Origin of the sequence: Phenylobacterium sp., from assembly GCF_016124325.1 — a bacterium.
Taxonomy (GTDB): Bacteria; Pseudomonadota; Alphaproteobacteria; order Caulobacterales; family Caulobacteraceae; genus Phenylobacterium.
In genome coordinates, this window is the sequence record NZ_WGNY01000019.1 from 102,936 (window position 1) to 128,702 (window position 25,767).

Sequence of the window (25,767 nt, forward strand, 5' to 3'; positions counted from 1 at the left end):
CTACTGCGGGAAACGCTTGTCCAGCCAGTCCAGGATGAGGCCGTCGACGTCGGCCGGCTTCTCCTGCTGCGTCCAGTGGCCGGAACCCTTCACCATGTGCGTCTCGAGGTCGCCGACGAAGTGCGGCATGGGCTCGGCCATCTCCGGCGTCAGAACCGCGTCGCGTTCGGCGGTGATCATCAGGCAGGGAACGCCGTCGACGCGGGTGGGCAGGCTCTCGGAGCGCGCCCAGTTCGGCGTGAAGTTGCGATACCAGCTCACCGGCCCGAAGAAGCCGCCCGACCGGAACGCCTCGACGAAGACCGCCAGCTCCTCCGGCGTCAGGATCTGCGCCGGGCCCGTGACGCCGTCCCAGGCGCGCAGCATGTCCTTGAAGGCGAAGGTGGAGCCGCCCTCGGCCGGGGCGTCGTCCTGGCCGGTCAGCGCCCTCAGGCCGCCGCTGGCCCCGGCCGGCGTGGCGGGCTCGCGCATGAAGAAGCGCATGGTCTTGTCCACGTCGGCGCCGAGCACCGCTTCGGGCTCGTCGGGGTTCTGGAACCAGACGATGTACATGTCGGGCCCGAACCGGTTGCGCATGATCGCGATCGGGTCGGCGGGGGCGCGCGGCAGGAAGGGCGTGTTGAGCCCGATGACGCCCGCGACGCGGTCTGGGTGCATCAGGGGCATCTGCCAAACGACGATGCCGCCCCAGTCGTGGCCGCAGAAGATCGCCTTCTCGACACCCAGATGGTCCAGCAGCCCGACCAGGTCGCCGGTCAACTGGTCGATGCCGTAGTCGGAGACATTCGACGGCTTGGACGAGAGGCCATAGCCACGCTGGTCGGGCGCGATCACCCAGCGGCCCGCCTCGCCCAGGGCCTTGATCTGGTGGCGCCACGAAAAGGCCAGTTCGGGAAAGCCGTGGCACAGCACGATCGGGACGCCCTCGCGCGGGCCGGCCTCGTAGTAGGCGATCTCGACGCCGTTCACCGCCGCGCGCTTCACCGGCGGCATCATGGTCTCAAGCGCCGACATTCCAGTCCTCCCGTTGCCTGGCGGCGATCATCGCCGCAAACCGGGTTTCCCTGAACCCGGCTTCGCCATATGGGCATGGCTGTCGTGACGTCCGCCAACGAGTCTTCCGCCCAACCGTCGCAGACGCCATGGGGCCTGGTGGTCCTTCTGGGGTCGCTGACGGCGATGGGCCCGCTGGCCATCGACATGTACCTGTCCAGCCTGCCGGCGATCGGGCGCTCGCTGCACGCCGACCCCGGCGAGACCCAGGCCACGGTCTCGGCGTTCCTGGCCGGCATGGCCGTGGGGCAGGTGATCTACGGCCCCTGGTCCGATCGCATCGGACGGCGCCTGCCGATCCTGGCCGGCGTCGCCATCTTCATCGTCGCCTCGGCGGGCTGCGCCCTGGCGGCTTCGGCGGGACAGCTGTTGGCCGGGCGGTTCATCCAGGCCCTCGGCGCCTGCGCCGGCGGGGTGGTCTCGCGCGCGGTTGTCCGGGACCGGTTCGACCATACCGAGACGGCGCGGGTGCTGAGCCTGATGATGCTGATCATGGGCCTGGCGCCGATCCTGGCTCCGCTGCTGGGCGCCGCGCTCCTGGCCTTCGGCGGCTGGCGGCTGAACTTCTGGTTCATGACGGCTTTCGGCGTGGCGATCGGCGTGGCGGCGATCCTGCGGCTCCGCGAATCCCGCTCCGAGGCCACGGCGACCCAGGCCCGCCAGGAGAACGCGTTCCAGTCCTATGTCGCGGTGCTCCGGGCGCGGCGCCTGGTGGGCTACGCGCTTGCCGGGGCGCTGAACGGGGCCACGCTGTTCACCTATCTCTCCTCGTCGCCTGGACTGCTGATGGGCACCTACGGCGTCTCGGTGGCGCTGTTCCCCTGGCTCTTCGGCCTCAACGCCGTGGGCATCATCGGCGGCAACCAGGTCAACCGCTTCGTCCTGCGCCGCCGCACGCCCGACCAGGTGCTGGCCCGATCCAGCCTGGTGGCGCTGGCGATCGGCGCCGTCATGGCGCTGGCCGTGTTCGTCGGGCTCGATGGGCCGTGGATCGTGCTGCCGCTGCTCTTCCTGCTGCTCTCCAGCTACGGGTTCATCCAGGGCAACACCATGGCCGGCGCCCTGAGCGTCGACCCGTTGCGGGCGGGCGCCATCTCGGCGCTGATGGGCATGATGTCGTTCGGGGCCGGCGCCCTGGCGTCGATGCTGGCGGGCGTGCTGCACGACGGCACGCCCAGGCCCATGGCGGCGGTGATGTTCATCGCGCTCGCCGGCTCAGCCGCCTGCCTGCACGGCCTGGCCTTGCCGAAGAAGGCCTAGGACTGCCGCACCGCCGTCGCGGCCCAGGCCAGGACCAGCCACCCGGCCATGAAGGCGAGGCCGCCGATCGGGGTGACGGCGCCCAGCCAGCGCGGCCCGCCCAATCCCATGGCGTAGAGCGAGCTCGAGAAGACCGCCACGCCTGCGAGGAACAGCGGGGCGGCGATCGCCGCCCGCGCGCCGCCCATCTGCCAGACGAGCGCGCAGGCGAACACCGCCAGGCAATGGGCGAGCCCGTACTCGGCGCCGGTGCGCAGCCAGCCCTGCAGCTTCGGGTCGGAGACGCCGTGGGCGCCGAACGCGCCGAAGCCCACCGAGGCGAGGCCGCCGAGGGCGGCGAGAATCATCCAGAGACGCATCAGCCCCACACCCTCGGGCGGCGATCCTTCCACGGCGCTTCCTTTTCGAGCTGGGCGGCCAGCCGGAACAGGGTGGCCTCGTCGGCGTAGCGGCCGGTGAACATCATCCCGATCGGCAGGCCGTTGGAGTCCATTTCCAGAGGCAGCGACATGGACGGCTGGCCCGAGAAGTTGAACGGCGGGGTGAACGGGAAGACGCGGGCCTGGCGCCGGTTCACCTCCTTGGGCTCCAGATTGACCGGATCGATGAAGCCGATCTCGGGGACGGGCGTGCCGAGCACGGGCGTCAGATAGACGTCGACATCCTCGAAGAAGGCCAGCGTCTGCCGGTTCAGCATGCGCGTCTCCTGGAGCGAGCGCATGACGTCGGCTCCGGTCTGCCGCCGGCCGGCCTTGAGCGACGCCCAGGTGAGGGGCTCCAGTTCGTCGGGTTCCGGCTCGTGGCCCACCTGCTCGATCAGCCGGGCCATGCCCGCGGCGAAGTTGGCCGCCGCCGCCGGACCGCGCGAGGCGAACAGCGCGCGGTAGTCGATGCCCAGCCCTTTCTCGATCACCTCGTGGCCCAGTCCCTTCAGCAAGGCGGCGGTGCGCTCCAGCGCGTCCTGGATCTCGGGGTCGATCGGCCGACCCGAAGGGGTCTCGGACGACCAGGCGATCCGCAGCTTGCCGGGACTGCGCTGCACCTCTTCGAGATAGGGCCGCTCCTTCGGCGGGGCCGGGTAGGGCGAGCCGGGCTCGGGATAGCCCGTGGCGTCCAGCATGGCGGCGGAGTCGCGCACCGTGCGGCTGACCACGTGGTCGACCACGTTGCCCAGCGCATAGTCGAAGCCGTCCGGCATGTTCGGGTTGCGGTCGCGCGTGACCTTCAGGCCCACCAGCCCGCAGCAGGCCGCCGGGATGCGGATCGAGCCCAAGCCGTCCGAGGCGTGCGCCAGCGGCACGATGCCGGCCGCCACGGCCGAGGCCGCGCCGCCCGACGATCCGCCCGAGATGTGATTGGGGTTCCAGGGGTTGCGGCAAGGACCTAAGGCCGCGCTCTCGGTCGTCCCGGTGATGCCGTACTCCGGCGTGTTGGTCTTGCCGAGCGGGATCACGCCGGCGGCGCGGAAGCGGGCGGTCAGACCGCCGTCCTCGGTGTCGACCACGCCTCGGGCGAACTTGCTGCCGTGGCTTCGAGGCCAGCCGGCCACCGGCATGCCCAGGTCCTTGATCAGGAACGGCACCCCCTTGAAGGGTCCGTCCGGCAGCGCTTCGGTGGCCCAGCGGCGGGCGTCTTCGTAGCCTTTGTAGACCACCGCGTTCAGGGTGGGATTGTGGTCCTCGATCCGGTCGATGGCGGCCTCGACCAGCTCGCCCGGCGTCACGGCGCGCTTGCGGACCAGCTCGGCCAGGCCCAGCCCGTCGTACTCGGAAAAGGTCGTCATCTTGGGCATCAACGGGCTCCGGCGGTGAGGAAGGCCAGCTTCTCGACGGGCTCGAGGTCGCGCACCTGGCGCTTCAGGGCGGAGAAGGCGCCCTCGGCGGCATCGAGCGCGCCGTCCACGTCGGCCTCGGTCATGGCCGCGCAGAAGAACATGTTGTGCCAGGGGTGGGCGTAGACGCCGCGCGACAGCATCTCCGAGGCGAAGCAGAAGCCCTTGCGCAGGTCGGGGTCGTCGTCGAACAGGAACAGCGGCATGACCGCGGGGCCCGTCTGGCGCAGGCCGAAGCCGGCCGCCGCGGCGCGCTCGGCCAAGCCCGCGCGCAGGCGCTCGCCCAGGGCGGTGATGCGCTCCAGGTAGTCGGTCTCGCGGATCAGCCTCAACGTCTCCAGCGCCGCCGCCATGGTCGCGGCCTGGAACCAGAACGAGCCGGTCACGAAGATCGAGGACGCGGCCTTGCGGGCCTTGTCCGAGCCCAGCATCACTGACAGCGGATGGCCGTTGGCCAGGCACTTGCCCCAGCTCGACAGGTCGGGCTCGACGCCGATGCGGCTCCACGAGCAGTCGCGCGAGAGACGGAAGCCGGCCCGCACCTCGTCCACCACCAGGAGCGCGCCTGTGGCGTCGCACAGTTCGCGCGCGCGGCGGGCGTAGGCGGCGTCGGGCTCGGCCTGGTCGACGAAGGCGTCGTGCTTGAACGGCGCGGCGAAGATGGCCGCCAGGTCGTCGCCGGCTTCGGCCACCGCCGCCTCGAGGCTGGCGACATCGTTGTAGTCGCAGAAGATCTGGTTGGCGCGGTCGCTGTCGATCACGCCGGTGGGCCGGGTCACGCACCATGGGGCCGCGCCGTGGTAGGCGCCCTTGGCCCGGATGACCTTGCGCCGCCTGGTGTGGGCTCGGGCGGTGGTGAGCGCCATGGTCGTGGCGTCGGTGCCGTTCTTGCAGAAGATCGCCCAGTCTGCATGGCTCACCATGCCCACCAGCGCCTCGGCCAGCTCCACCATCAGCCCGGTGGGGCCGGTCATCGTATCGCCCTGGCCGAGCTGGCGGACGAAGGCGGCGTCGATCTCGGGATGGGCGTAGCCGAACAGGTTCGGCCCGTAGGCGCACATCAGGTCGAGGTAGCGGTTGCCGTCGGCGTCCCAGATATGCGCGCCTTCACCGCGCGAGAAGAACTGCGGATAGTCGTCGGGCAGCAGGCCGACCGACTGGTGGCCGTACATGCCGCCGGGGATCACGGCGGCGGCGCGCTCGCGCAGTTCGCGGTCGCGACTGTTGGGACGGCTCATCTCGGGGTCCTCCTGCGGCGTCGGCGCACCATAGGCCGTTCAATCCCGCCACTGGAAGACGTCCTCGACGCTGGCGCCGAAGACGCGCGCGATGCGGAACGCCGCCTTGAGCGAAGGGGAGTATTTACCCGCGTCGATGGCGGCGATGGTCTGGCGAGGCGGCCGCGGCGGCCGACCGCAATGGGAAAGCGCTGCTTTCGCGCTTTTCTGCCCCATCGTGGCCCGCAAGACAGGGGAATCGTCGTCCTGAGCGCACGACGCCTTGTGTTCTGTCATACGCCTGTAGGATGGTTGACCGTCATTTACGGTTGGGCGGATGGCTCATGCTGGCTCAAGAACCCCGGGCGATCGTCAACGAAGGCGTCGTTTGCGACCCTCATCTGCGTTGCGACAATTGCGGCGCGACCGGAGAGGTCGTCCACACCGGTCTCCGTGACCACGAGTTCGGCGCGCCGGGGGTATGGTCGACCCGCCGATGCGCCAAGTGCGGGCTGGCCTGGCTCGACCCCAGGCCTTGACCCGACGAGATCGGCAAGCTCTACGACGGATACTGGACGCACGTCGCGGAGGACGAAGAGCTTCCGCCGATCGTCCCCCAGGCCTCCGGGGCCAAGCAGAAGCTCGCGAAACGCCTGCTCGGCGCCGTTCTCTTCTGGCGGCGCATGTCGTTCCTCACGGACAACCGCTATCTGAGCGACATGCCGCCCGGCCGGCTGCTCGACGTCGGCTGTGGAACCGGCGCGTACGTGGCGTGGATGGCGCGCGAGGGATGGGACGCCCACGGCATCGACTTCGACGCCGACGCCGTGGCGACGGCGCGCCGCTATCCGGGCGTCGACGCTCGCGTCGGCGACCTCGCGTCGCAGAAATACCCCGACGACCACTTCGACGCCGTCGTGCTCAGCAACGTGATCGAGCATCTGCTGGATCCCCAGGGGGTGTTCGACGAATGCCGGCGCATTCTGGCGCCGGGCGGACGGCTGGTGATGATCACGCCGAACGTCGACGCCCTGGGGCACAAGCTCTTCGGCCCCGATTGGCGTGGCCTCGAGCCGCCCCGCCACCTCTTCCTCTTCCCGGGCGACGTGCTCGAAAAGATGGGCCGGAAGGCCGGGTTCAAGAAGGTCGACGTCTTCAGTTCGCCGGGCAGCCGCTCGGCCGCCGAGTACGTCCTGGACCAATCGACCAAGGTGGCCCAGGCGAACGGCCGGGCGGCGCCCCGCGTCTCCGCCGGCCAGATCGCGCTGCAGGAACGAGCGCTGGACCTGCTCGGTCTCAAGCGCGGCGAATGGGTGGTGTTGGTGGCGACGAAATAGGCCGCCTGTCAGCGGCGGCCTGATGGAAGCTCGACCACGACAAGGCGAGCGGCGCGCAGTATAGGCCGGGCGTGTTGTCGCTCCCGGTCCGGCTCGGCCTCTACTATTCGGCGATCTTCATCGGGACGGGCGCGAGCTCGCCCTATATGCCCGTGTGGTTCCATCACCACGGCCTGTCCGGCGCCCAGATCGGGCTGATCCTTTCGCTGCCCATGCTGGCGCGGGCGCTGAGCGCGCCCATGCTGGCGATCTGGGCCGACAGCTTCCGTTTGCGGCGCACGCCGCTGATCGTCATGGGCCTGGGCGTCGCGGTCGCCTACGCCCTGATGGCGCTGCCGTTGGGCTTCGCAGGGTGGGCCGTGGTTTGGTTCGCCGCCTCGTCGGCGTTCTCGACGCTTTCGCCGCTGACCGACGTCATCGTGCTGAGCCGCGCCCGGCGTGACGGGTTCAACTACGGCTGGCCGCGCGGCATCGGCTCGGCGGCCTTCATCGTGGCCAACATCGTGATGGGCGCGGTCCTGACCTGGGGATCGCCCGAGCTGGTGCTCGTCTGGATCACCGCGGCCGCCGCGCTCGCCGGACTCGCGGCGCGCTGGTTGCTGCCGGCCGATCCGGTCCACGAGGACGGCGCGGCGGTGAGGGCGCAGGATCGCTTCGCCGGGCTGGGCGAACTGCTCCGGGATCCGGGCTTCATGACCGCCACCCTGGCCGCCGGCCTCATCCAGTCGGCGCACGCGTTCTACTATGGCTTCTCGACCCTGGCCTGGAAGCAGCAGGGGATCCCCGAAAGCCTGACCGGCGTGCTCTGGGGCGTGGGCGTCGGCGCCGAGGTGGCGTTCATGTGGTTCTTCGAGCCGTGGCGACGGCGGGTCGGTCCGCGGAACCTGCTCGTGCTGGGCGGCGTGGCCGCGGTGATCCGGTGGACGGCGCTGGCCTTTGCGCCGCCGCTCTGGCTGGTCTTCCCGCTGCAGACCCTGCACGTGCTGAGCTATGCGGCGACCTTCCTGGCCTCGCTCCAGCTCGTCGAGCGGCTGTCCACGCCGCGCAACGCCTCGGCGGCCCAGGCGATCAATTCGGCGCTCTCCGGCGGCGTGCTGAGCGGCCTGGCCACCATGGCGTCAGGCCCCCTGTTCGATCGGTTCGGCGCCCAGGGCTATTTCCTGATGAGCGCCATGTGCGTGGCGGGACTGATCGGAGCCCTGCGGCTTTATGGAGTGCGCAGGCTCGACCCGGCCTGAACGGACGCCTACGATCCGTGAAAACGGGAGGCGACCATGGGCTTGCGCTTGTTCGGCTGCGTCTGCGGCCAGTTCCACAGCCCGGCTGAAGGCCTGGGCATGGCCGGCGGCGGGCGCGTCTCGGTGCCCGTGCCGTTCTACGTGATCGAGCATCCCGATGGCGTGGCGCTGTTCGACTGCGGCTTCTCCACCAGCCTGCACACGCCTGGCGACCCCTACCTTCAGGCGCTGCGCAGCCAGGACCTCGACATCACCTTCGGCGAGGAGGAGACCGTCGAGGCGCAGTTGCAGCGCCTGGACATCGATCCGGCGCGGGTCCGCTACGTCGTGCTCTCGCACCTCCATTTCGACCATTCCGGGGGCCTGCATCAGATCCCGAACGCCAGGCTGGTGGTCCAGAAGCGCGAGTGGGAGGCGGGTTTCGACGACGAGGTGGCGTCGCGCTACTTCCTGCCCCGGCGCTACTATGACCTCGGCCACGCCGTCACACTGGTCGATGGCGAACACGACCTCTTCGGCGACGGCTCGGTCACCTGCATCCCCAGCTTCGGCCACACGCCCGGTCACCAGTCGCTGCGCGTGCGGAGCGACCAGGGCGACCACATCCTGGTTGGGGACGCCTGCTACAACTGCCAGGTCGTCGAGACGCGCGACTTTCCAGCCTATTCCGACCACGCCCTGATGAACCGCTCCCTGGACGGCCTCCTGGCCCGGCGCGACGCCGGAACCGTGATGGTCTATGGCCACGATCCGGACCAGTGGGGCGCCGACGCGGTGCTTCCTTCCGCCCGGGCCTGACGTGGCGACACGCTTGCAGGCCTCCCAGCCTGGGCGCCTATGATGGGTCCAGGAGGAAGCCCATGCGTGCGTTGAACGTGTCCGCCCCGTGGGGCGTGGACGCCCTTCAGGTGGTCGAAGTCGCCGACCCGAGGCCCGGACCGGGCCAGGTCCTGGTGCGGATGAAGGCCGTGTCGCTGAACTATCGCGACCTCCTGATGGTCAACGGCATGTACGGCCGCGGCGCCGCGAATACGAGCGATGTGATCACGCCCTTTTCCGATGGCTGCGGCGTGGTCGAAGCGGTGGGCGATGGGGTGACGCGGTTCCGCCCCGGCGAACGGGTCTCGACGCTGTTCTTCCAGAACTGGGTGTCCGGGCCGCCGACGCTGGAGAAGCTGGTGAGCGCGCTTGGCTTTCCGATCCCGGGCGCTGGCGCGGAACTTCAGGTGTTCAGTGAGGAAGGCCTGTCCAAGGTCCCGGAATTCCTTACCGATCATCAGGTCGCGACCCTGCCGTGTGCGGCCCTGACCGCATGGCGCGGGCTCTTCCACGACGCGCGCCTGGAGCCGGGCGACACGGTGGTGCTCCAGGGCACGGGCGGGGTCTCGATCTTCGGGCTGCAATTCGCCAAGGCGGCGGGCTACCGCACGCTGATCACCTCTTCCTCCGACGAGAAGCTGGAGCGCGCCCGTGCGCTGGGCGCCGACCACGTGGTCAACTATCGCGCCGCGCCGGAGTGGTCGAAGGCGGTTCGCGAGGTCACCTCTGGGCGCGGAGCCGACTACATCATGGAGGTCGGCGGCGCCGGCACAATCCACGAAAGCATGAAGGCCGTCCGCATCGGTGGGCACATCGCGATCATCGGCGTGGTCGCCGGCGCCGGCGAACCCTTCAACCCGGCGGCCCTGATCGCGAATTCCGCGAAACTACAAGGTCTTTCCGTGGGTTCGCGCGACATGTTCGAAGCCATGTGCCGGGCGATCGAACTGCACCGGATCGAGCCGGTCGTCGATAAGGTGTTCCCGTGGATCGAGGCGAAGGCGGCGTTCGCCGCGATGGCCGCGGGCGAGCATTTCGGCAAGATCGTCCTGGAGTTCTAGGGCGCCGGGCCCGCCTGAGGCCTCTAGAACAGCAGGACGGCCTGCCAGACGGCGAGCCCCACAACGACGCCGCCGACCAGCCAGGTCAGGAGGCGCAGCGGCAGGACCTTGGTCATCCAGCCGGCCACGGGCGCGGCGATCACGCCGCCGGCGATCAGGCCGGCGAGCGACCAGAGCAGGCCGCGCAGGCCTTCCGTCGCCCAGTGGCCGCTGAGCAGGCTGGCCAGGAAGGTCACCGAGGTCGCCACCGCGACGAACACCTCGGCGGCGTTGGTCGTGCCGATGGCCTTGCGGGGATCGGCGCCGGCGCCCATCAGCGAGCTGGTCACCACCGGGCCCCATCCGCCGCCGCCGATCGCGTCGAAGAAGCCGCCCAGCAGGCCCAGGGGCAGGGGTGAGCGCCACGAGAACACCTTCGGCCGCGTCTGGCGCCAGGCGCGATAGAGGATGACCAGGCCCATCAAACCCAGCCAGGCGACGACGTAGGGCTTGACCACCTCGCCGGGGATCGAGGTCAGCACATAGGCGCCCAGGCCGCCGCCCAGCACGCCGCCGCCGGCCAGCAGGGCCAGCAGCTTCCAGTCCACATTGCCGTAGACGATGTGCGAGACGCCCGACGCGACGCCCGTGAACATCTTGGCGGCGTGAACGCTGGCCGAGGCGTTGGCCGGGGTGACGCCGAAGCTCAGCAGCACCGAGGTGGAGATGACGCCGTAGGCCATGCCCAGGGCGCCGTCCACCAGCTGGGCCGCGAAGCCGACGGCGCCGAAGAGCCAGAAGTCCGGGTCCATCGTTTCGAGGTTCCTCGTGCGGGCGCCGAAATCTGAACGAAGAAGGCCCGCGGGATCACCCGCGCGCCCGGCCGTCGGCTAGCCGGCGGCGTCGCGCGCCTGGTCGGCGTGCAGCCACTCCACGATCTGCTCGGCGGCCTGCTCGGCCGTGAGGCTGACGGTGTTCACGCGAATCTCGGGATCTTCCGGGGCCTCGTAGGGACTGTCGATGCCCGTGAAGTTCTTGAGCTGGCCGGCGCGGGCCTTGGCGTAGAGGCCCTTCACGTCGCGCTTCTCGGCCTCGGCCAGCGGCGTGTCGACGAACACCTCGACGAACTCGCCTTCGCCCATCAGTTCGCGCGCCATGCGCCGCTCGGCGCGGAACGGCGAAATGAACGAGACCAGGACGATCAGCCCCGCGTCGACCATCAGCTTGGAGACCTCGGCCACCCGGCGGATGTTCTCGACGCGGTCCTCCTCGGTGAAGCCGAGGTCCTTGTTCAGGCCGTGGCGCACGTTGTCGCCATCGAGCAGGTAGGTGTGGCGGCCCTCGGCGTGCAGGCGCTTCTCCACCAGGTTGGCGATGGTCGACTTGCCGGCGCCGGAGAGGCCCGTGAACCAGACCACCCGGGCCTTCTGGCCCTTGGCGGCGGAGCGGGAGGCCTTGCCCACGTCGGTGGCCTGCCAGTGGATGTTGTGGCTGCGCCGCAGGGCGAAGTGCAGCATGCCCGCGCCGACGGTGCGGTTGGACAGCCGGTCGACCAGGATGAAGCCGCCCAGGTCCTTGTTCTCGGCGTAGGGGTCGAACGCGATCGGCGCCGAAAGCGCCAGGTTGCAGACGCCGATCTCGTTGAGCTCCAGGCGTTTGGCCGCGAGGTGCTCCAAGGTGTTGACGTTGACCTTGTACTTGGGCTCGTGGACCTGCGCCGTGACCGTCCGGGCGCCCAGCTTCATCAGATAGGGGCGGCCGGGCAGCAGAGGCTCGTCGTCGAACCACACCAGCGTCGCCTCGAACTGGTCGGCGACCTCGGGCGGGCGGGCCGAAGCGGCCAGCACGTCGCCGCGGCTGACGTCGATCTCGTCCTTCAGGGTGATCGTCACCGACTGGCCGGCCACCGCCTCGGGCAGGTCTCCCCGGAAGGTCACGATGCGGTCCACCGTGCTCTCGCGTCCCGAGGGCAGGGCCTTGAGCTTGTCGCCGGGGCGCACGACGCCCGAGGCGATCAGGCCGGAGAAGCCACGGAAGTCGAGGTCGGGCCGGTTCACCCACTGGACGGGCATGCGGAACGGCCGGGCCTGCAGATCGTCCTCGACCGGCGCGTCCTCCAGCCAGCGCATCAGCGGCGGGCCGGAATACCATGGCGCCTTGGCGCTGACCTCGGTGATGTTGTCGCCCTTCAGCGCCGACATGGGGATCGCCGTGAAGTCGTTGATCCCGATCTGGGCGGCGAAGTCGCGATATTCGCCGACGATGGCGTCGAAGATCTCCTGGCTCCAATCGACCAGGTCCATCTTGTTGATGGCCAGGACCACGTGGCGGATGCCGAGCAGGCTGACGAGATAGCTGTGGCGGCGGGTCTGGGTCAGCACACCCTTGCGGGCGTCGATCAGGATCACGGCGGCGTCGGCGGTCGAGGCGCCGGTGACCATGTTGCGCGTGTACTGCTCGTGGCCGGGCGTGTCGGCGACGATGAACTTTCGCCTGTCGGTCGAGAAGAAGCGGTAGGCGACGTCGATGGTGATGCCCTGTTCCCGCTCAGCGGCCAGGCCGTCGACCAGCAGGGCGAAATCGATGTCGCCGCCCTGGGTGCCCACCTTCTTGGAATCGGCTTCGAGGGCCGCGAGCTGGTCCTCGAAGATCATCTTGGAGTCGTACAGCAACCGCCCGATCAGGGTGGACTTGCCGTCGTCCACCGAGCCGCAGGTGAGGAAGCGCAGCAGCGACTTGTGCTCGTGCTGATGGAGGTAGGCCCCGATATCCTCGGCGATGAGCGCGGACTGGTGGGCCATCAGAAGTAGCCCTCCTGCTTCTTCTTCTCCATCGAGGCGGCCTGATCGTGGTCGATCATCCGCCCCTGACGCTCGGACGTCGTGGTGAGCAGCATTTCCTGGATGATCTCGGGCAGCGTCGCCGCCGTGCTCTCCACCGCGCCGGTCAGCGGGTAGCAGCCCAGGGTGCGGAACCGCACCGACTTCATCATCGGTTCTTCCCCCGGCCTAAGGGGCATGCGGTCGTCGTCGACCATGATCAGCGTGCCGTCGCGCTCCACCACCGGGCGCACGTCGGAGAAATAGAGCGGCACGATCGGGATCTGTTCGAGGTGGATGTATTGCCAGATGTCGAGCTCGGTCCAGTTCGAGATCGGGAAGACGCGGATGCTCTCGCCCGGGTTCTTGCGGGTGTTGTAGAGCCGCCAAAGCTCGGGGCGCTGGTTCTTGGGGTCCCAACGGTGCTGGGCCGAACGGAACGAGAAGATGCGCTCCTTGGCGCGCGACTTTTCCTCGTCGCGGCGGGCCCCGCCGAACGCGGCGTCGAAGCCGTACTTGTCCAGCGCCTGCTTCAGCCCTTCCGTCTTCCAGATGTCCGTGTGCTTGGCGCTGCCGTGGTCGAACGGGTTGATGTTCTGGGCGATGGCGTCGGGGTTCTGGTGGACCAGCAGCTCGAACCCGAGCTCTTTCGCCATCCGCTCGCGCATCTCGTACATCGCCCGGAACTTCCAGGTCGTGTCCACGTGCAGGAGCGGGAAGGGCGGCTTCGACGGATAGAAGGCCTTGGCCGCCAGATGCAGCATGACGGCCGAGTCCTTGCCGATCGAATAGAGCATGACCGGCCGTTCGCACTCGGCGACGACCTCGCGCATGATGTGGATGCTCTCGGCTTCCAGGCGCTGAAGGTGCGTGAGGGTCGGAACGGACACGTCGCCTGATGTATTGGATGATTGGGAGAGGACGCGCGCGTCCATGTAGTGACCTTACTATAGAGTCGCTTGTGGCGCCGCCTGCCGCGCGGGGCCAGCGCCGTTGAGTTAGCGGTCGGCCAATAGCCGCGCAAGTTGCGGCGGTTGCAGGATTTCTCGCCCCGCCGCCAGCCTTTATGACAGGAACCAGCTGCCGAGCGCTGGCTTGCGCCGAGCCCGCCGCACGCCATGGATGTCCGAAAACCGCGAGACGCGGACCGCGGCAGCGCTCATCCTTGGCGCATGGACATGGACTTCGAGGCCTGCCGGCGAGCGTTCCAGACCCGCGATGCGCGGTTCGACGGGCGCATCTTCTGCGCGGTGAAGACGACGGGCATCTATTGCCGGCCGATCTGCCCGGCGCGGACGCCGAACGCCAGGAACGTCGAGTTCTTTCCGAGCGCCGCCGCGGCGCAGGAGGCCGGCTATCGGCCCTGCCTGCGCTGCCGGCCGGAGGCCTCGCCTGATCTCGGGGCCTGGCGCGGAACCTCCAACACGGTCTCGCGCGCGCTGGCCTTGATCGAAGCGGGCGCCCTGGACGGCGGCGACGTCGATGCGCTCGCGTCGCGCCTCGGCGTCGGCGAGCGGCAGCTTCGCCGCCTGTTCCGCCAGCATCTCGGCGCCTCGCCGGTCTCCGTCGCCCAGACGCGGCGGGTGCTGCTCGCGAAGCAACTGATCCAGGAAACCCGCCTGCCGATGAGCGAGGTGGCGCTTGCGTCGGGCTTTGGGAGCGTCCGAAGGTTCAACGAGACCTTCCAGCAGCTCTTCGGTCGCCCGCCGAGCGAATTGCGCCGGTCCCGCCAGGCCGAGACGCCAGCGGCCGATGGCATCACGGTGCGCCTGCCTTACAAGCCGCCCTACGACTGGGACGCCATAGTCCGGTTCCTCGGCGATCGCGCGATCGCGGGGGTGGAGCGGGTCGAGCCCCGGCGCTACGCGCGAACGCTGGCCGTCGACGGCGCACGGGGGGTGGTGATCGTCACGCCGCGACGGGACGGCGCCCTCTCGGCCGAAATCCGCTTCCCCAAGCTCAAGGCGCTGCCTTCGGTCATCGCGCGGGTGCGCCGGGTGTTCGATCTGTCGGCCGACCCCACCCTGATCGGAGCGCACCTCAGCCAGGATCCAGCGCTCGCGCCGCTGGTCGAGGCGCGACCGGGCCTGCGGGCGCCGGGCGCCTGGGACGGTTTCGAACTCGCCGTGCGGGCCATTCTCGGCCAGCAGATCACCGTGAGCGCCGCACGCCTGCTGGCCGGCAAGCTGGTGGCCGCCTACGGCGAGCCGATCGACGACCCCGCGGCTGCCGAACTGGGCCTGACCCGGGTGTTCCCCGCGCCCGAGCGTCTCGTGGGGCAGGACATCGCGGCGTTGGGCATGCCGCGGGCTCGCGGCGCGGCTCTTGAGGCGTTGGCCCGGACCGTGGCGGACGATCCGGCGATCTTCACGCCGCGCTCCAACCTCGAGAGCGCCATCGCCGCGCTGAAGGCGCTGCCGGGCGTCGGCGAATGGACGGCGCAGTACATCGCCCTGCGCGAACTGCGCGAGCCCGACGCCTTTCCGCAGGCCGACATCGGCCTCCTGCGCGCGATGACCGACGAGGCGGGCAGACGGCCGTCGCCGGAACAGCTCCTTGCCCGCAGCCAGGGCTGGAGTCCCTGGCGCGCCTACGCCGCCCAGCACCTGTGGGCCGCCGATCCGGCGTTCGCCCAGCCGAAGAAGGGGACGAAGACCGATGCGCGCCGCGCAGCCTGACACCTTGACCCTCGACCGCATCCCGACACCGATCGGCGTGGCGCTGGTTGTCACCGACGAGGCCGGCGTCCTGCGGGCGTTCGACTGGACCGACTACGAACCCAAGATGGCGGCCCGGATCGACCGGAAATATCCCTCGGCGAAGAAGGTCGAGGGCAGGGGCGCGCTCCGGCCGGCCTTCGACGCCTATTTCGCCGGCGAGATCGAGGCGCTGGAGCGCGTGGCGTGGGACGGCGCCGGCACGGCGTTTCAGGGCGAGGTCTGGCGCGCCCTATGCGATATCCCGGCGGGCGAGACCATCAGCTACGCCGTTCTCGCCCAGCGGATCGGACGGCCGACGGCGGTGCGCGCGGTGGGCCTCGCCAACGGGTCGAATCCCGTGGCGCTCGTCGTGCCCTGCCATCGGGTGATCGGCTCGAACGGATCGCTGACCGGCTACGGCGGCGGGCTGCACCGCAAGCGCTGGCTTCTGGAGCATGAGGGCGCGGCGGCCCCGCTGGCGGCCTGAACCACGGCGACGGCCGGCGCGACGCGTGTTAGGCGCTGGCCGATGACCCTTCTTCGCTTCGGGCTGGCGGCGACCCTGTGGCTTGCGGCGCTCGGCGCGCTGGCGGCGTCATGCCTCGCCCAGGGCGGGCGCTTCAGCGCCAGGCTCGACGTGCTGACACACTTCGCGCCGTTCTACCTGGCGGCGGCGTGCGCGGTCCTTGCCGTCGCTCTGGCGGCCTACCGCAACGCCGGACTCCTTGCGGTCGCCCTCCTGGCCGCCGTCGCGAGCGCGGCGCTCATTGCGCCGGAGTTCCTGTCGCGCGATCCGTCGCCGCGCGCCGACCACGGACCCGGCGAGCTCAAGCTGATCCAGTTCAACGCCTGGGGCGGCAATACGCGGCCCGACGACGCGGTGCGCTGGCTGCTGGCGCAGGACGCCGACATCATCGTGCTGCAGGAGGCGAGCCGGTTGCGCGACAAGCTGCTGGCGGCCGGCTACCAGATCTCGTGCGGCCGCTGCAGCGCGGCCGTCTTCTCCAAGGCGACGCCCGTCGCCACCTACGCCGAGCCCCCGCGGACCGGGAAATCCAGCTACATCTCGTCGACGACGTTCGACGGCCCGCAGGGCGCCTTCACGGTCGTGGCGGTGCATCGCCACTGGCCGATCCGCTTCGCCAAGGACCGGATGCAGACGGCCAACCTTCACGCCTATCTTGCGGAGCTACCCAAGGGACGGCTGATCCTGGCCGGCGACTTCAATTCAACGCCGTGGTCGTTCGCGCGCCGGCGCGAAGACCGGGACCTCGGCCTCATCCGCCGCACGCGGGCGCTGTTCACCTGGCCCGCCGGGCAGCTGAGCCACAACCGCCTGCCGGCGCCGTTCCCGTACCTGCCCATCGACCACGTCTACGCGGGGCCCGGATGGGCGACGGTGGAGGTCCGGCGCGGACCGGCGCTGGGCTCCGACCACTATCCGGTCATCGTCACCCTGGCCCCGCGGCCGGCGGGCGGGACATGACCAAGATTTCATCTTCGCCGGCCTCCCGCGAGGCCGCGGCGCATCGTATACCCGCGGTTGGCGGAATCGTCGGGGGCGGGCCATGGCGACATTGACGGAGATGGTGGCGGCGGTCGTCGTTCACTCGTCCGCCGTGGCGTTTTCCCATTTCGGCGTGACGCTGGAGGCGGCCCGGATCGAGAAAGCCCATCCGGCCGATGAGCGGATCGTGGCCCGGTCTCCTCGCGCGGCTTCACGAGATGCGATGGTCGAGCGGGCCTCGAATTGTCCGTCGGGCTCCGCGAGCCAACTGGTGAAGACCTAGACGCCGGCCGTCCCGGCTATCCACGACAATACGCCGCGCAGGCGGTGAATTTGGCCTGGAGCTGTTTGCGTCGGCCGTCGCCAAGGGTAATCCTCATGGCGGCGCCTTGATTGATGAGGCGGCCGCGAGGGCGGGCTGTCCGCCGCGGCCCAATTCGCGGAGGAAGGGACGCGCTTTCATGACGCTTTCCAAACGGCCGAAGCCGATGGATTTCGGCGGCGAGGAAGAGGATCCCTATGAAGCCGAAGGCGCGGCCGACGCCCTGCAGGCCGGCTTCCGGACCCTGGACCCGGCCAATCTCGGTCACACGCTGCCGATCCGTCGCGCGCGCTCGCAGGCCGCGCACCCTGACCTGCAGACCGAGGTGCGTGAGGTGGCGGGCGTGTTCGATGAAGATCCCCCTTCGGGCTGGCCGGTCTGGCTGATCGCGTTCGCGGTCGCGGCGCTCTGGGCGCTCGCGCCCATCGCCTACGCCATCGGCTACCGCAACAATGTCGCGCCGTTGCAGAACGAGCCGTTCGCCCTGGCGGTCTTCGCGCTGCTGTCGATCGGGCCGGCGGCGCTGGTCCTTGGTGTCGCCTACATGATCCGCCAGGCCCAGAAGCTCTCGTTCGAGGGACGCAGGGCGCAGGCCATGGCCGAGGAGATGCTGGCGCCGGTGGTGCTGGCGGCGGCGCGGGCCGGCGACGTGACCCAGGCCGTGAGGGAGGAGATCGCGCGCGCAGGCGCGGCCGCCGACGAGGCGCGCGAGACCTTGACTGCGCTCCGCGACGCCCTCGCGTTCGAGACCGACAAGCTGACGGGCGCCACGGCCCAGTCGGTCCGCACGGCGCACGAGCTGGCGGGAACACTGGGGCGCGAGCGGAGCGAGATGAGCAGTCTCGCCCAGATGCTCGACGCCCAGGCCGCGAAGGTCACGGACGCGATCGCGCAGCAGGCGCGCATGGTGACCGAGGCGACGGGCGTCGCCGAGACGCAGATCCGCGAGGCCGAGGGCGCCCTGGCCGCGCGGGCGGCCGACCTGGCGGCGGCGGCCGGCGAGGCGGCCGGCGCAGCCCGTACGGCCGGCGAGGACCTGACCCGCCATATCGCGCGTCTGGAAACCGCAGGAAGCGGGGTGGCCGACCAGGTCCGCGCCGTCGAGAGCGGCCTGTCCGAGCAACGAACCGCGCTGGTCGCTCTCAGCCAGGCGCTGAAGGGCGATCATGAAGCGTTCGCCGTCCAGGCCGAGCTTCACGCGCAGTCGCTGCGCGAGTTCATCGAGACGGCGCGCGTCTCGGCCGACGAGATGAGCGAGCGGGCGATCTCGGGCGGCGAGGCCCTGCGTCGCCTGATGTCGGACGCGGCCCTGCAGTTCCGCGATCTCGCCGAGACCGCCAAGGCGGAGCGAGAGGAGTTCGGCCAGTCGACGTTGCACGCGCTGGAGGCCGTTTCGGCGGCCGCCGCGGATCAGCGGGCGAGGCTCGAGGCCCAGACGCGGGCCGCGGTCGATGCGCTGGCCGCCGCCGCGGAGGACACGCGCGCCGCCGCCGCACGTCATGCGGCCACCGCGCGGGAGCAGGTGGATCAGTTGTCCGAGGCCGCCTTCAACGCCGGCCAGAAGGCCAACCAGGTCTTCGAGGCGAGGCTCGAAGAGGCCAAGGCCCTGGTGGAACAGTCGTCCCGGATGGTGGAGGACGCGGGCGCGACCACCGCCCGGAAGCTGGCCGACGGCGCTGAAGCCGCGCGCGCGACGCTTGGCGAACTCTCGGCGCTGCTCGGCGAGATCGAGCAGCGTTCGGTGCGGCTGCCGGATTCGGCGCGCGCCCAGGCCGAACAGGTTCGGGCGGCGTTGAGCGAGGGCATGGACGAGTTGCGGGCGCAGGCCCGCCGCACGGCCGAGGAGGCCGAGGCGATCGATCAGGCGTTCCAGGAGCGAGTGAAGCGCAACTTCGAAATGTTGTCGGAGGCCATCCGGCTGATGGGCGTCGCGGCGGTCACGCCACCGCCCCAGCCGCCGCCTCAACCCGCCCCGCCGGCGCTGGCCGACCAGGTCAGGCGCGCGGCCGCCCCGCCGGCCGACCTTGCCGACAGCATCGGGCTGCGCGACCGCATCCGACTGACGCCGACCGCGACCGACCGCGAGTTCTCGGCCGTCTTCCAGGCCGCAGGGGGCCAGGCGCCGGCCGAGCCGGAGGACAGCGGCGAGACGGGCGAGACCTGGACCTGGAAGGACCTGTTGGCCTCGCTCGATGGCGAGGACGGCGACGGCGAGCGCCTGGAGGACGCCCTGGCGAATGAACTCGCGGCCATGGGCGTCGACACGGTCAAGCTCTTGCCCAAGGCTCGGGTCGAGGAGGTGGCGGCGGCCATTCAGGCAGGCGACCTGGAGGGGGGGCGCGCGGTCGTCCGCAAGCTCGCGCCGGCCGCCACCCGAAGGATCGCGCGGCGGCTCTTCACGGACGACGCGGTGAAGCGACGGGCCGAGATCTACCTGCGGCGATACAAGACGCTGATGGACGATGCGGCGATGCGGGATCCCCAGGGTTTTGTCCTGGCCGAGCTGCTGGCCGATTCCGGCGGGCGCATCTTCCTGCTTCTGGATGCGGCGGCGGGTGACATGATCTGAGCTTGTCTCGAATAGGCACGATCATTGCACATCGGCGGTTGACGCCAGGACGAGTCCCCCACAGGAAGGCCCAATGAAAATCCTCATCACTGGAGGCGCCGGGTTCATCGGCTCGGCCGTCGTGCGCACGGCTGTCCGGGACGGTCATCAGGTGGTCAACCTCGATGCGCTGACCTATTCGGCCAACCTCGACAATGTCGCCGGCGTGGCGGACAACCCGGCCTACGCGTTCGAGCACGTCGACGTGTGCGATCGTCAGAAGCTCGACGCCGTGTTCGAACGCCACCAACCCGACGCTGTGATGCACCTGGCGGCGGAGAGCCACAACGACCGTGCGATCGAAGGGCCGCTCGACTTCGTCCGCTCCAACATCATGGGGACGGCGGTGCTGCTCGAAGCGGCGCGCGCGTACTGGTCCAAGCTGGAAGGCGACCGCAAGGACGCATTCCGCTTCCACCACGTCTCGACCGACGAAGTCTTCGGCGCGCTGGGCGAGGACGGCGATTTCACCGAGACGACGCCCTACGATCCGAAGTCGCCCTATTCGGCGTCCAAGGCCTCGGCCGATCACCTCGTCCGCGCGTGGGGCCACACGTTCAAGCTTCCGGTGGTCATCACCAACTGCTCGAACAACTACGGACCCTACCAGTTCCCCGAGAAGCTGATCCCGACGGTGATCACCCGGGCGCTCGAGGGCAAGACGATCCCCGTCTACGGCGACGGCCGCCAGGTGCGCGACTGGCTGCACGTGGACGACCATGCCGAGGCCCTGCTCCTGGTGCTCCACAAGGGCCGGCTGGGCGAGACCTATTGCATCGGCGGCGACGCGACGAAGCGGAACCTCGAGGTGGTGAAGATCATTTGCGCCCACCTCGACGCCATGGCGCCGGCCAATACGCCGCACGCCGACAAGATCAGCTTTGTCACCGACCGGCCTGGCCACGACTTCCGCTATTCCATCGACGCCTCGAAGCTGGAGGCCGAGTTGGGCTGGACGCCTCGCATGCCCCTCGACAAGGGCCTGGAGGACACCGTGCGCTGGTATGTCGACAACTACGCCTGGGTGGAACGGATCCGCGACCGCGGCTTCCACTCGGAGCGGCTGGGGCTCGTCAAGGCGTGAGGCGCGGCATCGTCCTCGCCGGCGGCGCCGGCACGCGGCTGCATCCCCTGACGATCGCCGTCTCGAAGCAGCTGCTCCCCGTCTACGACAAGCCGATGATCTACTATCCGCTGTCGGTGCTGTTCCTGGCCGGCGTTCGCGAGATTCTGATCATCACCACCGCCGAGGACCAGGCCGGATTCAAACGCCTGCTCGGCGACGGGTCGCGGTTCGGAGTGCGCTTCGAATATGTGATTCAGCCGACCCCCGGCGGGCTGGCCGAAGCCTACCTCCTCGGTGAGGAATTCGTCGGCGGTGAGCCCAGCGTCCTGATCCTGGGCGACAACATCTTCTTCGGCCAGAACTTCGTCCAGATGCTCAAGTCGGCCGATGCGCGGACGAGCGGGGCGACGGTGTTCGGCTATCCGGTGCACGATCCGGAACGGTACGGCGTGGTCGAGCTGTCGCCCGACAACCGCGCGCTGTCCATCGAGGAGAAGCCGGCCAAGCCGAAGTCCAACTTCGCGGTCACGGGGCTCTATTTCTACGATGGCCGCGCCAGCGAGATCGCCAAGACGCTGACGCGGTCGGCCCGCGGCGAGCTCGAGATCACCGCGCTCAACGACGTCTATCTTCAGCAGGGCGACCTGCACGTCGAGCTGCTGGGACGCGGATTCGCCTGGGAAGACGCCGGCACGCACGACAGCCTGATCCAGGCGGGCGAGCTGATCCGCACCTACGAACAGCGCCAGGGCCTGCGGATCGGGTGTCTCGAGGAGATCGCCTTCGAGAACGGCTGGATCGATCGCGACGAGCTGATGAAGTCCGCCGAATTCCAGGGCAAGAGCGAGTACGGCCGCTATCTGCGGCAGCTGGCCGGCGGCTAGGCGCGGTCGCGCCGAATCACGCGCGTTAACCAATTTCCTCAGGTGATGTGGGGAGTTGGCCCGATATGTGCAGTGATCCGTCCAAGACGCACTGGCTGGTCAAGCTCGGCATTTTCATGTTAAGAGTTTGTTGACTTTCCTTTGGGTCGGCGCGGGCGCTGATCGCTTGCGCAGCGGCTTTTCAGGCGTTTCGCCTCAAATCTCTCCTGGTGGGTTTTTCGAACTCGCCTAGTAGGGGAAGTGAGGTGACAGCCCGAAACGGCCGCCCTACGGTGAAAGAGAAGTTAACAGGGGTTTTGATCATGCGGGCTATCACCAAGATTGTGGCGGCTTCGTTCGCCACGCTCTCGCTGTCCTTGGCAGCGACTGCCGCCAGCGCAACCACGCTGGTTTCCATCGCGACGTCGGGCGATCCCGGCGCCGACCAGATTTCGTGGACGAGCACGGGCCCCGGTTCGGGTGACCTCCTCGTCGACGACCTGGCGACCTACATCAATTTCAACAACGCGCTCGTCAACGACGGCGCGGGTCAAGAGGCCTTCCTGACCCTGACCGCCACGGCGAACGGCTCGCTCTCGACGACGCCGGGCCCGAACTTCACCCAGACGGGTCTGGACGGTGAATTCACCTTCTGGAACGCGGCTCACGACACCAAGCTGCTGCACGGCGTCTTCACGGGCCTCTGGCTGACCGGTCTTCCCGGCGGTGAGACGGGCAACATCACGGACCAGCTCGGCCAGGTCATCCTGGACTCCGACATCGTGGATCTGTCGTACCTGACGCACTTCAACGCGTCGTTCACGTTCTCGAACGTGCACCCGATCTTCAGCCTCGGCCAAAACGGTGACGAACTGCAAAGCTTCGACGCCGACAGCCTGGCGGGCACCTTTGGCGGTTCGGTTCCCGAGCCGGGCACCTGGGCGCTCATGATCCTCGGCTTCGGTGGCGCGGGCGCCATGCTGCGCTCGCGTCGCCAGCTTTCGGTCACCGCCGCCTAAGCGGAACACCGAACGGTAGAGTTGGAAACCGCCGCCCTCCGGGCGGCGGTTTTTTGGCCTGGTGGTTGACCGAACCTAATAGGCTGGGCGGCTCCGCGCCCGCTAGTCCGTGTACATCCTGCGGGAGTTGTCGTCCGCGCCTTTGAGGCGACCGTAAGGGCCGACCTCAATCTCGCGCCGGATGATCCGCGCCGGGTTTCCCGCGGCGATGGCCCGATCTGGAACATCATCCAGCACGACGGCGCCTGCGGCCACGATGCACTCATCGCCGATCGTGACGCCGGGCCCGATGACGCTGCCGCCGCCGATGAAGCAGCGGGAGCCAACGCGGATTGGCCGCGTCTCCCCGGTCAGCGGATCGCGCGTGTAGAAGTAGGTGTGGAAGGCCACGAGGGTCTGGTCCCCCAGGGTGATGTGGCCGCGCTTGCCCGCCGCGAACTGAGCAGAGAGCGATATGCTGGCGTCCGTGGGCGCCGTCACGCCTCGCCGCAGTCGCAGCCAAAGATTGCGACCGCGAATCAGAAGGTTGCGGAAATCATGGAATTGATTGAGCGATTTCAGCGGCATGGACGAAACCGAACCATTCTATAGAGTGCGCCGCGCGGCGAGGTCCACGTCTGGGGACACAGGGTTGGGCGGGCGATCAGTTGTTTGAATCCCTTCGGCGCTGGATACAGCGAGTCATTCAGGCGCGCGTCTGGGGCATGGACATCCACCGTACCGCGCGCATCGCGAGCTCCGCCCTCATCGACCGCACCTGGCCGCGCGGCATCCACATCGAGGCGGATGTGGTGGTCGGCGAGTACGTGGTGATCCTGACGCATGATCGCACGCGGGGCATCTACGTCGACACGCGGATCGAGACCGGAAGCAACCTGGGGCCGCGCGCAATCATCATGCCCGGCGTGACGGTCGGAGCCGGAGCCGTTGTCGCGCCAGGTGCGGTGGTCACGAAGGACGTACCCCCGGGGGCCCACGTGGCGGGCAACCCGGCGATGCCGTTCGATCCCGCCACGCCGTGAGCGGCGGCGCGCGCCGCTCAGATCCACATGTCTCCGACGGAGATTGACTTCAGGCCGTCGAGGAACAGCTTGATGTCGGCGATCCCGTCGCCGTTCGTGTCGCCCGACAGGTAGATGCCGCCGTTCGCGACTTCGTAGTGGAGTTCGCCCGCCTTGTGGTGGAAGCTCTGGGCGCCGATGAAGGTGAAGGCCTGGTCGCCCGAGGCGTTCACGTTCGCATCGACCATCGTCAGCGAAATCTTGTCCCCGTGCGCGAAATCGAGGATGCGGTCCGGTGCGCTGGCCAGGGTGTCGCCCTCGCGGAAGATGAAGATGTCGGCGCCTTCGCCGCCGGACATCAGGTCGGCGCCGGCGCCCGCTTCAAGCGTGTCCGCGCTCGCGCCACCTGAAAGGTAGTCGTCGCCCTCGGCGCCGGTCAGGCGATCCGCGCCGGCACCACCCGAAAGGGTGTCGGCGCCCTGGTTGCCGTAGATGAGGTCGTCGCCGTCGCCGCCGGAGATCACGTCGTTGCCGGCCGCGCCTTTCAGCGTATCAGCGCCCCCCATACCACTCAGCTTGTCGTCGGCGGCGGTCCCGACGATGAGGTTGTTGGCGGCGTCGCCGGCCACCACGGCGGTCGCAGCGATGCTCGTCGTCTGGGCGACCGTGGACACGAGGTTGACGGTCACCGAGGAATCCAGGGACGCGACCGGACCCGCCGTCTCGACACCGGCGAACGTCACCATCTGAGGCCCGATGGCATGCGCCGCAAGCCAGCTGCCAACGGCGGCCGCCCCGCCGTCGGTCGTGGTCGTGGTCTTGAGATTGCCGGAGTCGTGAACCGCCGTGTCGTTGAGGTACTGCAGGAACGTGCTGCGATTGCCGGTGATCATGGCTCCCTCCACGTCACGGATCGTGATGTAGGAGCTTTGGTCGGGTAGGGCGACGACCTCATTGTTCTCGACGGTGACGTCGGTCGCGTGCTTGACCACGATGCCGTTGTAGCTCTCGCCGACGACGAGGTTGCGGGTGATCGTCACGCCGTGGAACGGCAGGTTGCCGACTTCGTCCTGAAAGAAGATGCCCTGGATCGGGATGCCCGCGCCGCGTTCGATCAGGTTGTCATTGACGACGATGTTGCTGGCCGAGACGGTGGTGTTCGTCGTCCAGAATTGAATGGCGTCCGGGTGTTCGCCCTCGCGCGGGTGAAAATCTGAAAATGCGTTGCGGGAAATCGTGACGTTCGAAGATCCGCCACCATCGATGCCATCCCATCTGATGCCGTGAAAATTGTTGTCGGCAATGGTAAGGTTGTTGGAATTGAAGTGATTGATGCCCACCCCGACTTCGTGGAACTCGGAGTTGGTGACCTTGATATTGTTGCTGGCGGTGATCGCAAAGGCGAACGCGTCGTTCTGCGGGTTGCCGTCCAGGCTTCCATGCACGTCCAGGTGGTCGAACGTGATGTCGGACGACCCTTCGACGCGGAAATTGAAGTAGGGATTCTTTTCGGCGTCTGTCACGAACTCCAGGTTTTGAAACTGGAGCCCGGACGAATTCTTGATGGAGAGCGCCTTCAGGACCGCTTCGTTTGTATCGCTGAGGGATGTGATCGTGACCGCGCTGTCGAAGTGCAGCCCGCTGATCGTGAGGCCTTCGTAGTTTCCGGCCGAAAGCACAATAGTTTCGCCGCCCTTGGCAGTATTAAGGGCGGCATTTAGGCCGGAAACGCTGTTGACTGCGATCGACAACGCCATTCTCCTTCGAATTACTTGGTAGCGCGAGCCCAATTAAGCTGGCGCCGACACCCCGAATCGAAGTCACCATACGGGCGCATCGATTAATAACTGGCCCGCAAACGTGGTAAAGACTTTGTATCTAGATGTGAATGTTCGGCGATTGGCGCCGCTCTCTTGAGATGTAGTCGACGCGTGGCTGCGGCTTGATGGAGCCGTACAGCGAAGGTTTTCACGGTGTAGGCCTGACGCCGATTAAGATTGCGGAAGATGGGGTTCGATATAAACAAAGCTGAGCAGATGGGCCCCGATGCGCATGGCCGGGACCGGGA

At 68.6% G+C, this 25,767-nt stretch carries 24 protein-coding genes; 14 read left to right on the plus strand and 10 right to left on the minus strand.

What is annotated here, in order from left to right; translation table 11 throughout:
• Entirely contained in the window at positions 1 to 1,014 is a 1,014-nt protein-coding gene (locus tag GC203_RS11315; protein ID WP_293454324.1) for an alpha/beta hydrolase, read from the minus strand.
• 75 nt (positions 1,015 to 1,089) lie between these two features.
• Here GC203_RS11315 and GC203_RS11320 point away from each other — a divergent pair, with 75 nt between their 5' ends.
• Positions 1,090 to 2,313 carry a multidrug effflux MFS transporter gene (locus tag GC203_RS11320; protein ID WP_293454325.1) on the plus strand — a complete coding sequence of 408 codons (1,224 nt, stop codon included), beginning with the start codon at positions 1,090 to 1,092 and terminating at the stop codon, positions 2,311 to 2,313.
• Here GC203_RS11320 and GC203_RS11325 read toward each other — a convergent pair.
• Genes GC203_RS11325 through GC203_RS11340 form a run of 4 tightly spaced genes read right to left on the minus strand, consistent with a single transcriptional unit; the run spans position 2,310 to position 5,598 of the window.
• On the minus strand, positions 2,310 to 2,672 hold the full coding sequence (locus tag GC203_RS11325; protein ID WP_293454327.1) for a DUF423 domain-containing protein: 363 nt from the start codon (positions 2,670 to 2,672) through the stop codon (positions 2,310 to 2,312). The two genes, GC203_RS11320 and GC203_RS11325, sit on opposite strands and share 4 nt — an antisense overlap.
• Positions 2,672 to 4,105: an amidase family protein gene (locus tag GC203_RS11330; protein WP_293454329.1), complete on the minus strand. Its 1,434-nt coding sequence runs from the start codon at positions 4,103 to 4,105 to the stop codon at positions 2,672 to 2,674. Before GC203_RS11330 ends, GC203_RS11325 begins: the two co-directional genes overlap by 1 nt.
• Positions 4,105 to 5,382, minus strand: coding sequence for an aminotransferase class III-fold pyridoxal phosphate-dependent enzyme (locus GC203_RS11335; protein ID WP_293454330.1), 1,278 nt, complete (start codon positions 5,380 to 5,382; stop codon positions 4,105 to 4,107). Before GC203_RS11335 ends, GC203_RS11330 begins: the two co-directional genes overlap by 1 nt.
• A gap of 39 nt (positions 5,383 to 5,421) precedes the next feature.
• Positions 5,422 to 5,598, minus strand: coding sequence for a hypothetical protein (locus GC203_RS11340; protein WP_293454834.1), 177 nt, complete (start codon positions 5,596 to 5,598; stop codon positions 5,422 to 5,424).
• Between the two features lie 446 nt (positions 5,599 to 6,044).
• Here GC203_RS11340 and GC203_RS11345 point away from each other — a divergent pair, with 446 nt between their 5' ends.
• From GC203_RS11345 to GC203_RS11360, 4 genes are all read left to right on the plus strand, one after another.
• Complete coding sequence (locus GC203_RS11345; RefSeq protein WP_293454332.1) at positions 6,045 to 6,698, plus strand: class I SAM-dependent methyltransferase; 654 nt, start codon at positions 6,045 to 6,047, stop codon at positions 6,696 to 6,698.
• Between the two features lie 71 nt (positions 6,699 to 6,769).
• Positions 6,770 to 7,936, plus strand: coding sequence for an MFS transporter (locus tag GC203_RS11350; protein WP_366501715.1), 1,167 nt, complete (start codon positions 6,770 to 6,772; stop codon positions 7,934 to 7,936).
• Between the two features lie 36 nt (positions 7,937 to 7,972).
• Positions 7,973 to 8,734, plus strand: coding sequence for an N-acyl homoserine lactonase family protein (locus GC203_RS11355; protein ID WP_293454333.1), 762 nt, complete (start codon positions 7,973 to 7,975; stop codon positions 8,732 to 8,734).
• 62 nt (positions 8,735 to 8,796) lie between these two features.
• Positions 8,797 to 9,816 (plus strand): NAD(P)-dependent alcohol dehydrogenase, encoded by a 1,020-nt coding sequence (locus GC203_RS11360; RefSeq protein WP_293454334.1) that lies wholly within the window; start codon positions 8,797 to 8,799, stop codon positions 9,814 to 9,816.
• A 23-nt stretch (positions 9,817 to 9,839) separates the two neighbouring features.
• Here GC203_RS11360 and GC203_RS11365 read toward each other — a convergent pair whose 3' ends face one another.
• From GC203_RS11365 to cysD, 3 genes are all read right to left on the minus strand, one after another.
• A complete protein-coding gene (locus GC203_RS11365; RefSeq protein WP_293454335.1) occupies positions 9,840 to 10,607 on the minus strand; it encodes a sulfite exporter TauE/SafE family protein in 768 nt (255 codons plus the stop codon).
• Positions 10,608 to 10,685: 78 nt separating this feature from the next.
• Positions 10,686 to 12,596, minus strand: a complete 1,911-nt coding sequence (gene cysN, locus GC203_RS11370; protein WP_293454336.1) for a sulfate adenylyltransferase subunit CysN — start codon at positions 12,594 to 12,596, stop codon at positions 10,686 to 10,688.
• Positions 12,596 to 13,549: a sulfate adenylyltransferase subunit CysD gene (cysD, locus tag GC203_RS11375; protein ID WP_293454337.1), complete on the minus strand. Its 954-nt coding sequence runs from the start codon at positions 13,547 to 13,549 to the stop codon at positions 12,596 to 12,598. Before cysD ends, cysN begins: the two co-directional genes overlap by 1 nt.
• Positions 13,550 to 13,786: 237 nt before the next feature.
• Here cysD and GC203_RS11380 point away from each other — a divergent pair, with 237 nt between their 5' ends.
• From GC203_RS11380 to GC203_RS11415, 8 genes are all read left to right on the plus strand, one after another.
• Positions 13,787 to 15,292 carry an AlkA N-terminal domain-containing protein gene (locus GC203_RS11380; protein ID WP_293454338.1) on the plus strand — a complete coding sequence of 502 codons (1,506 nt, stop codon included), beginning with the start codon at positions 13,787 to 13,789 and terminating at the stop codon, positions 15,290 to 15,292.
• Positions 15,273 to 15,800 (plus strand): methylated-DNA--[protein]-cysteine S-methyltransferase, encoded by a 528-nt coding sequence (locus tag GC203_RS11385; protein WP_293454340.1) that lies wholly within the window; start codon positions 15,273 to 15,275, stop codon positions 15,798 to 15,800. The genes GC203_RS11380 and GC203_RS11385 overlap by 20 nt, the downstream gene beginning before the upstream one ends.
• A 42-nt stretch (positions 15,801 to 15,842) precedes the next feature.
• On the plus strand, positions 15,843 to 16,799 hold the full coding sequence (locus GC203_RS11390) for an endonuclease/exonuclease/phosphatase family protein (protein WP_293454342.1): 957 nt from the start codon (positions 15,843 to 15,845) through the stop codon (positions 16,797 to 16,799).
• Positions 16,800 to 16,881: 82 nt separating this feature from the next.
• Positions 16,882 to 17,103 (plus strand): hypothetical protein, encoded by a 222-nt coding sequence (locus GC203_RS11395; protein ID WP_293454343.1) that lies wholly within the window; start codon positions 16,882 to 16,884, stop codon positions 17,101 to 17,103.
• 178 nt (positions 17,104 to 17,281) lie between these two features.
• On the plus strand, positions 17,282 to 19,711 hold the full coding sequence (locus tag GC203_RS11400; RefSeq protein WP_293454345.1) for a polar localization protein TipN: 2,430 nt from the start codon (positions 17,282 to 17,284) through the stop codon (positions 19,709 to 19,711).
• A gap of 73 nt (positions 19,712 to 19,784) precedes the next feature.
• Positions 19,785 to 20,834, plus strand: a complete 1,050-nt coding sequence (rfbB, locus tag GC203_RS11405; RefSeq protein ID WP_293454346.1) for a dTDP-glucose 4,6-dehydratase — start codon at positions 19,785 to 19,787, stop codon at positions 20,832 to 20,834.
• Positions 20,831 to 21,700: a glucose-1-phosphate thymidylyltransferase RfbA gene (gene rfbA / locus GC203_RS11410; RefSeq protein WP_293454347.1), complete on the plus strand. Its 870-nt coding sequence runs from the start codon at positions 20,831 to 20,833 to the stop codon at positions 21,698 to 21,700. Before rfbB ends, rfbA begins: the two co-directional genes overlap by 4 nt.
• A gap of 302 nt (positions 21,701 to 22,002) precedes the next feature.
• On the plus strand, positions 22,003 to 22,698 hold the full coding sequence (locus GC203_RS11415) for a PEPxxWA-CTERM sorting domain-containing protein (RefSeq protein WP_293454348.1): 696 nt from the start codon (positions 22,003 to 22,005) through the stop codon (positions 22,696 to 22,698).
• Positions 22,699 to 22,800: 102 nt separating this feature from the next.
• Here GC203_RS11415 and GC203_RS11420 read toward each other — a convergent pair whose 3' ends face one another.
• A complete protein-coding gene (locus tag GC203_RS11420) occupies positions 22,801 to 23,265 on the minus strand; it encodes an acyltransferase (RefSeq protein ID WP_293454350.1) in 465 nt (154 codons plus the stop codon).
• 137 nt (positions 23,266 to 23,402) lie between these two features.
• Here GC203_RS11420 and GC203_RS11425 point away from each other — a divergent pair, with 137 nt between their 5' ends.
• The gene (locus GC203_RS11425) at positions 23,403 to 23,720 is read left to right on the plus strand and encodes a DapH/DapD/GlmU-related protein (RefSeq protein ID WP_293454351.1); all 318 of its coding nucleotides are present in this window, start codon (positions 23,403 to 23,405) and stop codon (positions 23,718 to 23,720) included.
• A 17-nt stretch (positions 23,721 to 23,737) separates the two neighbouring features.
• On the opposite strand, the gene GC203_RS11430 is transcribed toward GC203_RS11425, so the two are convergent.
• Positions 23,738 to 25,450: a right-handed parallel beta-helix repeat-containing protein gene (locus tag GC203_RS11430; protein ID WP_293454352.1), complete on the minus strand. Its 1,713-nt coding sequence runs from the start codon at positions 25,448 to 25,450 to the stop codon at positions 23,738 to 23,740.
• Positions 25,451 to 25,767 lie beyond the last annotated feature (317 nt).